Annotated in this window: 12 protein-coding genes; 10 read left to right on the forward strand and 2 right to left on the reverse strand. The window is 52.6% G+C overall.

Annotated features, from left to right (window positions below):
- Positions 1–9 precede the first annotated feature (9 nt).
- The 8 genes from iscU to sseB all read left to right on the forward strand — a co-directional run bounded on the left by iscU (position 10) and on the right by sseB (position 6,143).
- Positions 10–396, forward strand: a complete 387-nt coding sequence (iscU, locus tag BEB42_RS10415; RefSeq protein ID WP_000331707.1) for a Fe-S cluster assembly scaffold IscU — start codon at positions 10–12, stop codon at positions 394–396.
- A 16-nt stretch (positions 397–412) separates the two neighbouring features.
- A complete protein-coding gene (gene iscA, locus BEB42_RS10420; protein WP_000028953.1) occupies positions 413–736 on the forward strand; it encodes an iron-sulfur cluster assembly protein IscA in 324 nt (107 codons plus the stop codon).
- Positions 737–831: 95 nt separating this feature from the next.
- Positions 832–1,347, forward strand: coding sequence for a co-chaperone HscB (hscB, locus tag BEB42_RS10425; protein ID WP_000384413.1), 516 nt, complete (start codon positions 832–834; stop codon positions 1,345–1,347).
- A 16-nt stretch (positions 1,348–1,363) separates the two neighbouring features.
- Entirely contained in the window at positions 1,364–3,214 is a 1,851-nt protein-coding gene (gene hscA, locus BEB42_RS10430; RefSeq protein ID WP_001196603.1) for a Fe-S protein assembly chaperone HscA, read from the forward strand.
- A 1-nt stretch (position 3,215) separates the two neighbouring features.
- Positions 3,216–3,551: an ISC system 2Fe-2S type ferredoxin gene (gene fdx, locus BEB42_RS10435; protein WP_001124471.1), complete on the forward strand. Its 336-nt coding sequence runs from the start codon at positions 3,216–3,218 to the stop codon at positions 3,549–3,551.
- An 11-nt stretch (positions 3,552–3,562) separates the two neighbouring features.
- Positions 3,563–3,763: a Fe-S cluster assembly protein IscX gene (gene iscX, locus BEB42_RS10440; protein WP_000523616.1), complete on the forward strand. Its 201-nt coding sequence runs from the start codon at positions 3,563–3,565 to the stop codon at positions 3,761–3,763.
- Between the two features lie 177 nt (positions 3,764–3,940).
- The gene (gene pepB / locus BEB42_RS10445; RefSeq protein WP_000133573.1) at positions 3,941–5,224 is read left to right on the forward strand and encodes an aminopeptidase PepB; all 1,284 of its coding nucleotides are present in this window, start codon (positions 3,941–3,943) and stop codon (positions 5,222–5,224) included.
- Positions 5,225–5,366: 142 nt separating this feature from the next.
- Positions 5,367–6,143 carry an enhanced serine sensitivity protein SseB gene (gene sseB, locus BEB42_RS10450; protein ID WP_001353034.1) on the forward strand — a complete coding sequence of 259 codons (777 nt, stop codon included), beginning with the start codon at positions 5,367–5,369 and terminating at the stop codon, positions 6,141–6,143.
- 31 nt (positions 6,144–6,174) lie between these two features.
- Here the strand turns inward: sseB and timP are convergent, their stop codons facing one another.
- Both timP and sseA read right to left on the reverse strand, forming a co-directional pair.
- Positions 6,175–6,300, reverse strand: a complete 126-nt coding sequence (gene timP / locus BEB42_RS27015) for a small toxic inner membrane protein TimP (protein ID WP_243204021.1) — start codon at positions 6,298–6,300, stop codon at positions 6,175–6,177.
- A 342-nt stretch (positions 6,301–6,642) separates the two neighbouring features.
- Positions 6,643–7,488 (reverse strand): 3-mercaptopyruvate sulfurtransferase, encoded by an 846-nt coding sequence (gene sseA / locus BEB42_RS10455; RefSeq protein ID WP_074500906.1) that lies wholly within the window; start codon positions 7,486–7,488, stop codon positions 6,643–6,645.
- Positions 7,489–7,693: 205 nt separating this feature from the next.
- Here sseA and yfhM point away from each other — a divergent pair, with 205 nt between their 5' ends.
- Positions 7,694–12,655: an alpha2-macroglobulin gene (gene yfhM / locus BEB42_RS10460; RefSeq protein WP_105267358.1), complete on the forward strand. Its 4,962-nt coding sequence runs from the start codon at positions 7,694–7,696 to the stop codon at positions 12,653–12,655.
- Positions 12,656–14,968 carry a peptidoglycan glycosyltransferase PbpC gene (gene pbpC / locus BEB42_RS10465; protein WP_001137628.1) on the forward strand — a complete coding sequence of 771 codons (2,313 nt, stop codon included), beginning with the start codon at positions 12,656–12,658 and terminating at the stop codon, positions 14,966–14,968.
- Positions 14,969–15,089 lie beyond the last annotated feature (121 nt).

The raw sequence follows: 15,089 nt of genomic DNA on the forward strand, positions 1-15,089 counted from the left end.
GAATTTATAATGGCTTACAGTGAAAAAGTTATCGACCATTACGAGAATCCGCGTAACGTGGGTTCCTTTGACAACAACGACGAGAACGTCGGCAGCGGCATGGTGGGTGCACCGGCCTGTGGCGACGTGATGAAGTTGCAGATTAAAGTCAATGATGAAGGTATCATTGAAGACGCGCGTTTTAAAACTTACGGCTGCGGTTCCGCTATCGCTTCCAGCTCCCTGGTCACCGAATGGGTGAAAGGGAAGTCTCTCGACGAAGCACAGGCGATCAAAAACACCGATATTGCTGAAGAACTTGAACTGCCGCCGGTGAAAATTCACTGTTCTATTCTGGCAGAAGACGCGATCAAAGCCGCCATTGCGGACTATAAAAGCAAACGTGAAGCAAAATAAGAGTTGAGGTTTGGTTATGTCGATTACACTGAGCGACAGTGCAGCAGCGCGAGTAAATACCTTTCTGGCTAACCGCGGCAAAGGGTTTGGCCTGCGTCTGGGTGTGAGAACCTCCGGATGTTCAGGTATGGCTTATGTACTGGAATTTGTTGACGAACCGACGCCGGAAGACATCGTGTTTGAAGACAAAGGCGTGAAAGTCGTGGTCGATGGCAAAAGCCTGCAATTTCTGGACGGTACGCAACTGGATTTCGTAAAAGAAGGCCTGAACGAAGGGTTTAAATTTACCAACCCGAACGTCAAAGATGAGTGTGGTTGCGGCGAAAGCTTTCACGTTTGATGCGCATACCGATAACCCCACCGTGGTCAGCTGCGCGTGGGGTTTGTTTTACCTGATTCGTCGTTATTGCGGCGGATCGCAGCCCTGAGAATGTTATGGATTACTTCACCCTCTTTGGCTTGCCTGCCCGTTATCAACTCGATACCCAGGCACTGAGCCTGCGTTTTCAGGATCTACAACGTCAGTATCATCCTGATAAATTCGCCAGCGGAAGCCAGGCGGAACAACTCGCCGCCGTACAGCAATCTGCAACCATTAACCAGGCCTGGCAAACGCTGCGTCATCCGTTAATGCGCGCGGAATATTTACTTTCTTTGCACGGTTTTGATCTCGCCAGCGAGCAGCATACTGTGCGCGACACCGCGTTCCTGATGGAACAGCTGGAGCTTCGCGAAGAACTGGACGAGATCGAACAGGCGAAAGATGAAGCACGGCTGGAAAGCTTTATCAAACGTGTGAAAAAGATGTTTGATACCCGCCATCAGTTGATGGTTGAACAGTTAGACAACGAGACGTGGGACGCGGCGGCGGATACCGTGCGTAAGCTGCGTTTTCTCGATAAACTGCGAAGCAGTGCCGAACAACTCGAAGAAAAACTGCTCGATTTTTAATTTCTGGAAGCTAAACATGGCCTTATTACAAATTAGTGAACCTGGTTTGAGTGCTGCGCCGCATCAGCGTCGTCTGGCGGCCGGTATTGACCTGGGCACAACCAACTCGCTGGTGGCGACAGTGCGCAGCGGTCAGGCCGAAACGTTAGCCGACCATGAAGGCCGTCACCTGCTGCCCTCTGTTGTTCATTATCAACAGCAAGGGCATTCGGTGGGTTATGACGCGCGTACTAACGCAGCGCTTGACACCGCCAACACCATTAGTTCTGTTAAACGCCTGATGGGGCGCTCGCTGGCTGATATCCAGCAACGCTATCCGCATCTGCCTTATCAATTCCAGGCCAGCGAAAACGGCCTGCCGATGATTGAAACGGCGGCGGGGCTGCTGAACCCGGTGCGCGTTTCTGCGGACATCCTCAAAGCACTGGCGGCGCGGGCAACTGAAGCCCTGGCAGGCGAGCTGGATGGTGTCGTTATCACCGTTCCGGCGTACTTTGACGATGCCCAGCGTCAGGGCACCAAAGACGCGGCGCGTCTGGCGGGGCTACATGTTCTGCGCTTGCTTAACGAACCGACCGCTGCGGCTATCGCCTACGGGCTGGATTCCGGTCAGGAAGGCGTGATCGCCGTTTATGACCTCGGTGGCGGGACGTTTGATATTTCCATTCTGCGCTTAAGTCGCGGCGTGTTTGAAGTGCTGGCAACCGGCGGTGATTCCGCGCTCGGCGGCGATGATTTCGACCATCTGCTGGCGGATTATATTCGCGAACAGGCGGGCATTCCTGACCGTAGCGATAACCGCGTTCAGCGTGAACTGCTGGATGCCGCCATTGCGGCCAAAATCGCGCTGAGCGATGCGGACTCTGTGACCGTGAATGTTGCGTGCTGGCAGGGTGAAATCAGCCGTGAACAATTCAACGAACTGATCGCGCCACTGGTAAAACGAACCTTACTGGCTTGTCGTCGTGCGCTGAAAGACGCGGGCGTTGAGGCTGACGACGTACTGGAAGTGGTGATGGTTGGTGGTTCTACTCGTGTGCCGCTGGTGCGTGAACGGGTGGGTGAATTTTTCGGTCGTCCACCGCTGACTTCCATCGACCCGGATAAAGTCGTCGCTATTGGCGCGGCGATTCAGGCGGATATTCTGGTGGGTAACAAGCCGGACAGCGAAATGCTGTTGCTTGATGTGATCCCGCTGTCGCTGGGCCTGGAAACCATGGGCGGCCTGGTGGAGAAAGTGATCCCGCGTAACACCACAATTCCGGTGGCCCGCGCCCAGGATTTCACCACCTTTAAAGATGGTCAGACGGCGATGTCTATCCATGTAATGCAGGGTGAGCGTGAGCTGGTGCAGGACTGCCGCTCGCTGGCGCGTTTTGCGCTGCGTGGTATTCCGGCGCTACCGGCTGGCGGCGCGCATATTCGCGTAACGTTTCAGGTCGATGCTGATGGTCTTTTGAGCGTGACGGCGATGGAGAAATCCACCGGCGTTGAGGCGTCTATTCAGGTTAAACCGTCTTATGGTCTGACCGACAGTGAAATCGCCTCGATGATCAAAGACTCAATGAGCTATGCCGAGCAGGACGTAAAAGCCCGTATGCTGGCTGAACAAAAAGTAGAAGCGGCGCGTGTGCTGGAAAGTTTGCACGGCGCGCTGGCTGCTGATGCCGCGCTGTTAAGCGCCGCAGAACGTCAGGTCATTGACGATGCTGCCGCTCACCTGAGTGAAGTGGCGCAGGGCGATGATGTTGACGCCATCGAACAAGCGATTAAAAACGTAGACAAACAAACCCAGGATTTCGCCGCTCGCCGCATGGACCAGTCGGTTCGTCGTGCGCTGAAGGGCCATTCCGTGGACGAGGTTTAATATGCCAAAGATTGTTATTTTGCCTCATCAGGATCTCTGTCCTGATGGCGCTGTTCTGGAAGCGAATAGCGGTGAAACCATTCTCGACGTTGCGCTGCGTAACGGCATCGAGATTGAACACGCCTGTGAAAAATCCTGTGCTTGCACCACCTGCCACTGCATCGTTCGTGAAGGTTTTGATTCGCTGCCGGAAAGCTCAGAGCAGGAAGACGACATGCTGGACAAAGCCTGGGGGCTGGAGCCGGAAAGCCGTTTAAGCTGCCAGGCGCGCGTTACCGACGAAGATTTAGTGGTCGAAATTCCGCGTTACACTATCAACCATGCGCGTGAGCATTAACAGAGGTTAGTATGGGACTTAAGTGGACCGATAGCCGCGAAATTGGCGAAGCACTGTACGATGCATATCCCGATCTTGATCCGAAAACGGTTCGATTCACCGATATGCATCAGTGGATTTGCGATCTGGAAGATTTCGACGACGACCCGCAGGCGTCCAACGAGAAAATCCTCGAAGCGATTTTATTAGTCTGGCTGGACGAAGCCGAGTGATTTCCGCGTCATGCTTCACGCCGCAGATGCGTTGGCTGCGCTCGTTCACCCCAGTCACATAGTTATCTATGCTCCTGGGGCTTCACTCACTTGCCGCCTTCCTGCAACGCGAATCATTTAGCGGAAAAATCCTGGGGCTGCCAACTGGCGGCCCTTTTACAAATAAGGATAACTAAAATGACAGAAGCGATGAAGATTACCCTCTCGACCCAACCTGCCGACGCGCGCTGGGGAGAAAAAGCGACTTACAGCATTAATAATGATGGTATTACCCTGCATTTGAACGGGGCAGACGATCTGGGGCTGATCCAGCGTGCGGCGCGCAAGATTGACGGTCTGGGCATCAAGCATGTTCAGCTAAGCGGTGAAGGCTGGGATGCGGATCGTTGCTGGGCATTCTGGCAAGGTTACAAAGCCCCGAAAGGCACGCGTAAAGTGGAGTGGCCGGATCTGGACGATGCCCAGCGCCAGGAACTGGATAACCGCCTGATGATCATCGACTGGGTGCGTGACACCATCAACGCACCAGCAGAAGAACTGGGGCCATCGCAACTGGCACAGCGTGCTGTTGATCTGATCAGCAACGTCGCAGGCGATCGTGTGACTTACCGGATCACCAAAGGTGAAGATCTTCGTGATCAAGGTTATATGGGGCTGCACACTGTCGGGCGTGGTTCAGAACGTTCCCCGGTATTGCTGGCGCTGGATTACAACCCAACTGGCGATAAAGAAGCGCCGGTGTACGCGTGCCTGGTAGGTAAAGGCATCACCTTTGATTCCGGCGGCTACAGCATCAAACAGACCGCGTTTATGGACTCAATGAAGTCTGACATGGGCGGTGCGGCAACGGTTACCGGGGCGCTGGCATTTGCCATTACGCGCGGTCTGAACAAGCGCGTGAAGCTGTTCCTCTGCTGTGCGGATAACCTGATTAGCGGCAACGCGTTCAAACTGGGCGATATCATTACCTATCGCAACGGTAAAAAAGTCGAAGTCATGAACACCGATGCGGAAGGGCGTCTGGTTCTGGCAGATGGCCTGATTGACGCCAGTGCGCAGAAACCGGAACTGATTATCGATGCCGCGACACTCACCGGTGCGGCGAAAACCGCGCTGGGTAATGATTATCACGCGCTGTTCAGTTTTGACGATGCGTTGGCCAGTCGCCTACTGGAGAGTGCCGCCCAGGAGAACGAACCGTTCTGGCGTCTGCCGCTGGCGGAGTTCCACCGTAGCCAGCTGCCATCTAACTTTGCGGAACTGAACAATACCGGAAGCGCGGCGTATCCGGCGGGTGCAAGTACGGCGGCGGGCTTCCTGTCGCACTTTGTTGAGAACTATAAACAAGGTTGGCTGCATATCGACTGTTCGGCGACTTACCGTAAAGCACCAGTTGAACAGTGGTCTGCGGGTGCGACCGGGCTGGGTGTGCGCACGATTGCTAATCTGTTAACGGCGTAAACTAATATGCCGGATGCGGCGTAAACGCCTTATCCGACCTACAAAGTATTGTGAATTCAAAAAATTGCGATTCCCTTGTTGGCCTGATAAGCGTAGCGCATCAGGCACTTGTGCCCCGAACATTGAATGAATTGTGGTTCTTATGTCCGAAACAAAAAACGAACTTGAAGACCTGCTGGAAAAAGCAGCAACCGAACCGGCGCACCGCCCGGCCTTTTTCCGTACTCTACTGGAATCCACTGTCTGGGTACCAGGTACGGCGGCGCAGGGCGAGGCAGTGGCTGAAGATAGCGCGCTTGATTTACAGCACTGGGAAAAAGAAGACGGTACCAGCGTCATTCCTTTTTTCACCTCGTTAGAAGCACTGAAACAGGCGGTTGAAGACGAACAGGCGTTTGTCGTAATGCCCGTTCGCACACTGTTTGAGATGACCCTTGGCGAAACGCTCTTCCTTAATGCCAAATTGCCAACCGGTAAAGAGTTTATGCCGCGTGAAATCAGTTTGTTGATTGGTGAAGAAGGAAATCCGCTGAGTAGTCAGGAAGTACTGGAAGGCGGTGAATCGCTGATATTATCGGAAGTCGCAGAGCCGCCAGCGCAAATGATTGATTCACTCACCACCTTATTTAAAACCATTAAGCCGGTGAAGCGTGCTTTTATTTGTTCAATTAAAGAGAACGAAGAGGCACAGCCTAATTTACTTATTGGTATTGAAGCCGATGGCGATATCGAAGAAATTATTCAGGCGGCGGGAAGTGTAGCGACCGATACATTACCTGGTGATGAACCAATAGATATTTGCCAGGTGAAAAAAGGGGAAAAAGGAATTAGCCACTTTATTACCGAACATATTGCGCCATTCTATGAACGTCGCTGGGGTGGATTCCTGCGTGATTTTAAACAGAATCGAATAATTTAAAATATGCCGCCCCAAAGGGCGGCATTCGGGCTTACTTGCTGTTCTGAAGGTTGTTAACCATCAGTAAATTGTTGCCGGAGGGACTCCGGTTATTATTTACTTCGGAAAACAGCGCACCAGAAACAATAAGTACGATACAGAAGTACCGTATCTTCATTGTGCGGTCCATGCGAAGACCGCATCACGACAGCACCACTGGCGATATTGCCGCGATAGCAAGCGCTGTGGGGTGCCTGCATTTACGGTCATGGAACATCCTTTCCTAAAGCCAGCGCCCGTTTGCGAGACGGCGAAAAGGGCCGTCACGAATAATACTCTCATATTTGAATAATTACTCTATTTATTATCTTGACTTAGCCAGGCATAAAAGACAGTATTTCAATACTGTGGGGTGCCTGCGTTGCTCCGGCAACACAAGTCAACCTGCTGGAAAGGCCGCGAACCAGACCAGCAATAAAAAACCGCCAAATTCGGCGGTTTTTTATTGCCTGTAAAAAGCTTATTTTACGGGCTCAACCGGTAAATCGGCCCGTGCGCCCCATTCACTCCATGCGCCGTCGTACAGTTTCACGTTTGGCACATCCAGCGTCGCGAGTGCTAACAAAACCACGGCTGCCGTTACACCAGAACCGCAACTGACGATAATTGGTTTGTCGTAGCTGACACCGCGACCAAAAAATATCGCATCCAGTTCATCGGTCGTTTTTAGTTCGCCTTCTCGTACTAGTTCTGTCCACGGAACGTTCAACGCGCCGGGAATGTGCCCGCGACGTAAACCTGGGCGAGGTTCATCAACTTCTGCATTAAAACGTGCAGCCGGGCGGGCATCAATAATTTGCGCCGTATTTTCATGGCTTGCCAATAACACATCGGTTACTTTCACCACAGCCTCAGGATTAAACGCAGCGTTAAACTCACCTTCTGGCAGCGCTACTGCACCTTCTTCTAATAGCAGATCATCACGCTGCCAACCTGCAAGTCCACCACCCAGAATCGACACTTTCTCTACACCAAAGGTGCGCAGCATCCACCATGCACGTGGGGCTGAGAAAAGATTACCTTCGTCATAGACAATCAGGTGCTTATCCTGGTTAACGCCTAACTCACGCATTGCAACGGCGAACGTTTCCGGGCGCGGCAGCATGTGCGGAAGCGGGGAATTGTGATCAGAAAGCGCTTCGATATCGAAAAACACTGCGCCGGGAATATGTCCATTCAGATACTCCTGGGCAACGTTACGATCTTCCTGTCCAGGCGGTGCCATGCGGGCATCGATAATCTGAATTTCCGGGTCATCAATATGTTCGGCGAGCCAGTCGGCTCCTACAAACCATGTCGTGGACATAGGCATCTCCATTTTTGCCGGGTTAGGCTAAATTGTCGGATGTTTAGTGAAAAGCGACAAGCAAAAGAGGCTGATTTGGCTGTCTGAGCCACAATTCTCACTAAAATTCGGATTCCATGGGCGCGATACTGAATTACATAACGTAAATTCTCACGCATAATAATTATTAGACGTTGCTAACGGGCCATTGTGGCAGGGATGAAAAATGAAAAAGTTACGCGTAGCCGCCTGCATGCTAATGCTGGCGCTGGCAGGGTGCGACAACAACGATAACGCGCCAACAGCGGTGAAAAAAGATGCACCTTCTGAAGTTACTAAAGCGGCATCTTCAGAAAACGCGAGTTCAGCAAAACTCTCTGCACCGGAGCGACAAAAACTGGCACAACAGAGTGCCGGTAAGGCGCTGACATTGCTGGATCTCTCTGAAGTCCAACTCGATGGCGCAGCCACGCTGGTGCTGACCTTCTCTATCCCTCTCGACCCGGATCAGGATTTCTCGCGCGTTATTCACGTCGTTGATAAAAAAAGCGGCAAAGTGGATGGGGCCTGGGAGCTGTCAGATAATCTTAAAGAGCTGCGTTTACGCCACCTCGAGCCGAAACGTGATTTGATCGTTACTATTGGCAAGGAGGTCAAGGCACTCAACAACGCAACCTTCAGTAAAGATTACGAAAAAACTATAACTACCCGCGATATCCAGCCCAGCGTCGGTTTTGCCAGCCGTGGTTCGCTGCTGCCTGGAAAAGTTATTGAAGGACTGCCGGTAATGGCGCTCAATGTTAACAATGTCGATGTTAACTTCTTCCGTGTTAAGCCAGAATCTCTGCCAGCATTTATTAGCCAATGGGAATACCGAAATTCGCTGGCGAACTGGCAGTCAGACAAACTGCTGCAAATGGCGGATCTGGTTTATACCGGACGTTTTGATCTCAATCCTGCGCGTAACACCCGTGAAAAATTATTGCTGCCGCTGGGTGATATCAAACCGCTTCAGCAGGCGGGTGTGTATCTGGCTGTGATGAATCAGGCTGGACGTTACGATTACAGTAATCCCGCGACGCTGTTTACATTAAGTGATATCGGCGTATCGGCCCACCGTTATCACAATCGTCTGGATATCTTTACCCAAAGCCTGGAAAACGGCGCGGCCCAGCAAGGAGTTGAAGTCTCATTATTAAATGAGAAAGGGCAGACTCTGACTCAGGCAACCAGTGATGCCCAGGGGCATGTGCAGCTGGAAAATGATAAAAACGCGGCATTACTGTTGGCGCGTAAAGACGGTCAGACAACGCTACTCGATTTAAAACTTCCGGCGCTGGACTTAGCAGAATTTAACATTGCTGGCGCGCCAGGCTATAACAAACAGTTTTTCATGTTTGGCCCGCGCGATCTTTATCGCCCGGGTGAAACAGTCATCCTTAATGGTTTATTGCGTGATGCAGACGGTAAAGCGTTGCCCGATCAACCCATCAAGCTGGACGTAATTAAACCCGACGGGCAGGTACTCAGGAGCGTCGTTAGTCAGCCGGAGAATGGCCTCTATCACTTTACGTGGCCACTCAATAGTAATGCGGCCACCGGCATGTGGCATATCCGAGCCAACACGGGCGATAACCAGTATCGGATGTGGGATTTCCACGTCGAAGATTTTATGCCAGAGCGCATGGCGCTGAATCTGACCGGTGAGAAAACCCCGCTAACGCCGAAAGATGAAGTGAAATTCTCCGTGGTGGGTTACTACCTGTACGGGGCGCCTGCTAATGGTAATACTTTGCAAGGGCAACTTTTCCTGCGCCCACTGCGTGAAGCTGTGTCAGCCTTACCTGGTTTCGAATTCGGCGATATAGCTGCTGAAAACCTTTCGCGCACGCTGGATGAAGTTCAGTTGACGCTGGATGATAAAGGGCGCGGCGAAGTTTCTACAGAAAGCCAGTGGAAGGAAACGCATTCCCCATTACAGGTTATTTTCCAGGGCAGTTTGCTGGAGTCTGGCGGTCGCCCGGTGACGCGCCGTGCTGAGCAGGCTATCTGGCCTGCCGATGCATTGCCGGGGATCCGTCCGCAATTCGCCTCGAAATCGGTTTACGATTATCGCACTGACAGTACGGTAAAACAGCCCATTGTTGATGAAGGCAGTAACGCCGCTTTTGACATCGTTTATAGCGATGCACAGGGCGTCAAAAAAGCTGTGTCTGGCTTACAAGTGCGCCTGATTCGCGAACGCCGCGATTACTACTGGAACTGGTCAGAAGATGAAGGCTGGCAGTCACAGTTTGATCAAAAAGATCTGATCGAAAATGAACAAACACTGGATCTTCAGGCTGATGAAACCGGTAAAGTCAGTTTCCCGGTAGAGTGGGGCGCTTATCGTCTGGAAGTCAAAGCGCCGAATGAAGCGGTCAGTAGTGTGCGTTTCTGGGCTGGCTATAGCTGGCAGGACAATAGCGACGGTAGCGGTGCTGTGCGACCAGACCGTGTCACGCTGAAACTGGATAAAGCCAGTTATCGCCCTGGTGATACCATTAAGTTGCACATTGCCGCGCCAACGGCGGGTAAAGGCTATGCGATGGTCGAGTCCAGTGAAGGGCCGCTGTGGTGGCAGGAGATTGATGTTCCGGCACAAGGGCTGGATCTGACGATTCCGGTCGATAAAACCTGGAATCGTCATGATCTTTATTTAAGTACGCTGGTGGTACGTCCTGGCGATAAATCTCGCTCCGCGACGCCAAAACGCGCAGTTGGCGTGTTGCATTTGCCGCTTGGCGATGAAAACCGTCGTCTCGATCTGGCGCTGGAAACTCCAGCGAAAATACGCCCCAATCAGCCATTAACCGTGAAAATTAAAGCCAGCAATAAAAATGGTGAGATGCCAAAACAGGTGAATGTGCTGGTGTCTGCGGTTGATAGCGGTGTGTTGAATATTACTGATTATGTCACGCCAGATCCGTGGCAGGCATTCTTTGGTCAGAAACGCTATGGCGCAGATATTTACGATATTTACGGTCAGGTCATTGAAGGTCAGGGGCGTCTGGCAGCTCTGCGTTTTGGTGGCGATGGTGATGAACTGAAACGCGGTGGTAAACCGCCAGTAAATCACGTCAATATTGTTGCGCAACAGGCGCTACCGGTAACACTCAACGAACAGGGCGAAGGCACGGTTACATTGCCGATTGGTGATTTTAACGGTGAATTGCGCGTCATGGCACAAGCATGGACGGCAGATGATTTCGGTAGCAACGAAAGCAAAGTGGTTGTTGCCGCACCGGTGATAGCAGAACTGAATATGCCGCGCTTTATGGCCAGCGGTGACACCTCACGTCTGACGCTGGATATCACTAATCTTACCGATAAACCGCAAAAACTGAACGTTGCTCTGACCGCCAGTGGCTTGCTTGAACTGGTTAGCGATTCACCCGCAGCCGTTGAATTAGCGCCGGGCGTGCGAACCACGCTGTTTATCCCGGTGCGAGCATTGCCGGGTTATGGTGATGGTGAAATTCAGGCCACTATTAGCGGGTTAGCGTTACCGGGCGAAACCGTTGCCGATCAGCATAAGCAGTGGAAAATGGGTGTCCGTCCGGCATTTCCGGCACAAACCGTCAATTACGGTACGGCGTTGCAGCCTGGTGAGACATGGGCGATTCCAGCTGATGGATTGCAAAACTTCTCGCCTGTTACGCTGGAAGGGCAATTGTTGTTGAGCGGCAAAGCACCGTTGAATATTGCACGTTATATCAAAGAGTTAAAAGCGTATCCGTACGGTTGTCTGGAGCAAACCGCCAGCGGCCTGTTCCCGTCACTTTACACCAACGCAGCCCAACTGCAGGCGTTGGGAATCAAAGGCGACAGTGATGAGAAGCGCCGTGCGGCAGTCGATATCGGCATTTCTCGTTTACTGCAAATGCAACGTGATAACGGTGGCTTTGCCCTGTGGGATAAAAACGGTGACGAAGAGTACTGGCTGACGGCTTACGTGATGGATTTCCTGGTCCGCGCAGGTGAGCAGGGTTACAGCGTGCCGACAGAAGCCATTAACCGGGGGAATGAGCGTCTACTGCGCTATTTACAAGATCCGGGCATGATGTCGATTCCGTATGCGGATAATCTCAAAGCCAGTAAATTCGCCGTACAGTCTTACGCTGCGCTGGTGCTGGCCCGTCAGCAAAAGGCACCGCTGGGTGCGCTGCGTGAAATCTGGGAGCATCGTGCCGATGCTGCGTCTGGATTACCGCTGCTGCAACTTGGCGTTGCGCTGAAAACCATGGGCGATGCAACGCGTGGTGAAGAAGCGATTGTGCTGGCACTGAAAACGCCGCGCAATAGTGATGAGCGGATATGGCTGAGTGATTACGGTAGTCCACTGCGCGACAACGCATTGATGCTCTCCTTGCTGGAAGAGAACAAATTGCTACCCAATGAGCAGTACCCTCTGCTGAACACACTTTCGCAGCAGGCGTTCGGTGAACGCTGGTTATCAACTCAGGAAAGCAACGCGCTGTTCCTGGCTGCCCGTACGATTCAGGATTTACCGGGCAAATGGCAGGCGCAAACGTCTTTCTCTGCTGAGCTGCTGACAGGTGAGAAAGCGCAAACCAGCAATCTGAATAGCGATCAACTTGCCACCTTACAGGTGACCAACAGTGGCGATCAGCCGTTATGGCTGCGTGTGGATGCCAGCGGTTATCCGCAATCCGCCCCTTTACCGGCGAGCAATGTGCTGCAAATCGAGCGCCATATTCTTGGCACTGACGGTAAGAGCAAATCGCTGGATTCGTTACGTAGCGGCGATCTGGTACTGGTCTGGTTGCAGGTCAAAGCCAGTAACAGCGTGCCGGATGCTTTGGTCGTTGATTTACTGCCTGCTGGCCTGGAACTGGAAAACCAGAACCTGGCTAACGGCAGCGCCAGCCTGGAGCAAAGTGGTAGCGAAGTGCAAAACCTACTCAGTCAAATGCAACAAGCGAACATTAAGCACATTGAGTTCCGTGACGATCGCTTTGTGGCGGCGGTTGCCGTTGATGAATATCAACCAGTCACGCTGGTGTATCTGGCGCGGGCGGTAACGCCGGGAACATACAATGTTCCGCAACCAATGGTGGAATCGATGTATGTTCCCCACTGGCGGGCGACTGGCGCGGCTGAAGATCTGCTGATTGTCAGACCGTAAATGCCTCGCCTGTTAACCAAACGCGGCTGCTGGATAGCGCTGGCAGCTGCGCCTTTTCTCCTTTTTTTTGCCGCGTGGGGAGCAGATAAACTCTGGCCCCTGCCATTGCATGAAGTCAATCCCGCACGCGTAGTCGTGGCGCAGGATGGTACGCCACTCTGGCGTTTCGCCGATGCTGAGGGCATCTGGCGCTATCCGGTAACCATCGAAGATGTCTCTCCGCGTTACCTTGAAGCACTGATCAATTATGAAGATCGCTGGTTCTGGAAGCATCCGGGGGTGAATCCATTCTCGGTGGCGCGCGCAGCATGGCAAGATCTCACTTCGGGACGGATTATTTCCGGCGGCAGCACACTCACCATGCAGGTTGCTCGTCTGCTTGATCCTCACCCCAAAACTTTTGGCGGCAAAATTCGCCAGCTCTGGCGCGCGTTTCAACTGGAATGGCACTTGTCTAAACGTGACATTCTGACCTTGTATCTTAATCGCGCTCCGTTTGGTGGTACGTTGCAGGGGATCGGTGCGGCAAGTTGGGCATATCTCGGAAAATCGCCTGCGAATTTAAGCTATTCCGAGGCGGCAATGCTGGCGGTGTTACCACAAGCGCCCAGCCGACTGCGTCCGGATCGCTGGCCGGAACGTGCCGAGGCCGCACGTAATAAAGTGCTCAATCGGATGGCTGCGCAAGGTGTGTGGTCCCGTGAGCAGGTAAAAGAATCTAGTGAAGAGCCCATCTGGTTGGCACCCAGACAAATGCCGCAACTGGCACCGCTGTTTTCGCGCATGATGCTCGGTAAAAGCAAAAGCGACAAAATCGTTACTACGCTGGATGCTGGTTTACAGCGTCGTCTGGAAGAACTGGCGCAAAACTGGAAAGGACGATTGCCACCGCGCAGTTCGTTGGCAATGATCGTTGTTGATCATACTGATATGAGTGTGCGCGGTTGGGTAGGATCTGTTGATCTTAATGATGATTCCCGCTTTGGGCATGTCGATATGGTCAATGCGATCCGATCGCCGGGATCGGTACTCAAACCGTTTGTTTATGGTCTGGCGCTGGATGAAGGCTTGATCCACCCTGCATCGCTGTTGCAAGACGTTCCCCGGCGCACTGGTGATTATCGACCAGGCAACTTTGACAGCGGTTTTCATGGCCCGATCAGCATGAGCGAGGCGCTGGTGCGCTCTCTGAATTTACCTGCTGTGCAGGTGCTGGAAGCCTATGGACCGAAACGGTTTGCGGCAAAGTTACGCAATGTTGGATTGCCGTTATATTTGCCCAACGGTGCTGCACCGAATCTTTCGCTCATTCTCGGCGGCGCAGGTGCAAAACTGGAGGATATGGCTGCAGCGTATACCGCATTTGCTCGCCACGGTAAGGCGGGTAAGTTGCGCTTACAGCCGGGGGACCCATTACTTGAGCGACCGTTAATGTCGCCGGGGGCCGCGTGGATTATCCGCCGTATTATGGCAGATGAAGCGCAGCCGCTTCCGGATGGCGCTTTGCCACGCGTCGTACCACTGGCGTGGAAAACAGGAACCAGTTATGGCTATCGCGATGCATGGGCTATTGGCGTTAACGCTCGTTACGTAATTGGGATCTGGACTGGCAGACCGGACGGTACGCCCGTTGTCGGTCAGTTTGGCTTTGCCAGCGCCGTACCGCTGTTGAATCAGGTCAATAATATCTTACTGTCGCGCAGTGCGAATCTGCCGGAAGACCCGCGTCCTGATTCTGTAAGCCGTGGCGTTATCTGCTGGCCGGGTGGGCAATCATTGCCAGAAGGCGATAGCAATTGCCGCCGTCGTCTTGCCACCTGGCTGCTCGAAGATAGCCAGCCACCAACATTACTTTTACCGGAGCAAGAAGGAATAAGTGGGATTCGTTTCCCCATCTGGCTTGATGAGCAAGGTAAACGTGTTGCTGCTGATTGTCCTCAGGCTCGACAAGAAATGATTAATGTCTGGCCGTTACCGCTGGAACCCTGGCTACCTGCTGCTGAACGACGAGCAGCGCGCTTACCTGGGGCATCAACAAATTGCTCGCCGTATGGTCGTGATGCTCAGGTACCTTTACAGTTGATTGGTGTGCGTAATGGCGTAATTATCAAACGTCTGCCAGGAGCTACTGATGCGTCATTACCAGTACAATTAAGCGGAGGAACAGGCGAACGCTGGTGGTTTCTTAATGGTGAACCGTTAGCTGAACGCGGGCGTAACGTGACTCTGCATTTGACAGAGAAAGGCGATTATCAATTGCTGGTAATGGACGAAATGGGGCAGGTGGCGACAGTGAGATTTGTCATGCAGTAGTCTGTTTTGCTCATATTTGTTGCTTAAACTCGTTTTATTTTAAAAAAATGTTACCTTCATCAATAGTCAACGGCCCTGTTGCTCATTATAATCCGCGCCATCTCGTACGCTGGTACAGACA

The organism is Escherichia sp. MOD1-EC5990, assembly GCF_002965285.1.
Classification (GTDB): domain Bacteria; phylum Pseudomonadota; class Gammaproteobacteria; order Enterobacterales; family Enterobacteriaceae; genus Escherichia; species Escherichia coli_F.

Bases quoted from the DNA above. Each gene is read 5' to 3' on its own strand.
- iscU (WP_000331707.1), top strand. From the start codon at position 10: ATGGCTTACAGTGAAAAAGTTATCGACCATTACGAGAATCCGCGTAAC.
- iscA (WP_000028953.1), top strand. From the start codon at position 413: ATGTCGATTACACTGAGCGACAGTGCAGCAGCGCGAGTAAATACCTTT.
- hscB (WP_000384413.1), top strand. From the start codon at position 832: ATGGATTACTTCACCCTCTTTGGCTTGCCTGCCCGTTATCAACTCGAT.
- hscA (WP_001196603.1), top strand. From the start codon at position 1,364: ATGGCCTTATTACAAATTAGTGAACCTGGTTTGAGTGCTGCGCCGCAT.
- fdx (WP_001124471.1), top strand. From the start codon at position 3,216: ATGCCAAAGATTGTTATTTTGCCTCATCAGGATCTCTGTCCTGATGGC.
- iscX (WP_000523616.1), top strand. From the start codon at position 3,563: ATGGGACTTAAGTGGACCGATAGCCGCGAAATTGGCGAAGCACTGTAC.
- pepB (WP_000133573.1), top strand. From the start codon at position 3,941: ATGACAGAAGCGATGAAGATTACCCTCTCGACCCAACCTGCCGACGCG.
- sseB (WP_001353034.1), top strand. From the start codon at position 5,367: ATGTCCGAAACAAAAAACGAACTTGAAGACCTGCTGGAAAAAGCAGCA.
- timP (WP_243204021.1), bottom strand. From the start codon at position 6,300: ATGAAGATACGGTACTTCTGTATCGTACTTATTGTTTCTGGTGCGCTG.
- sseA (WP_074500906.1), bottom strand. From the start codon at position 7,488: ATGTCCACGACATGGTTTGTAGGAGCCGACTGGCTCGCCGAACATATT.
- yfhM (WP_105267358.1), top strand. From the start codon at position 7,694: ATGAAAAAGTTACGCGTAGCCGCCTGCATGCTAATGCTGGCGCTGGCA.
- pbpC (WP_001137628.1), top strand. From the start codon at position 12,656: ATGCCTCGCCTGTTAACCAAACGCGGCTGCTGGATAGCGCTGGCAGCT.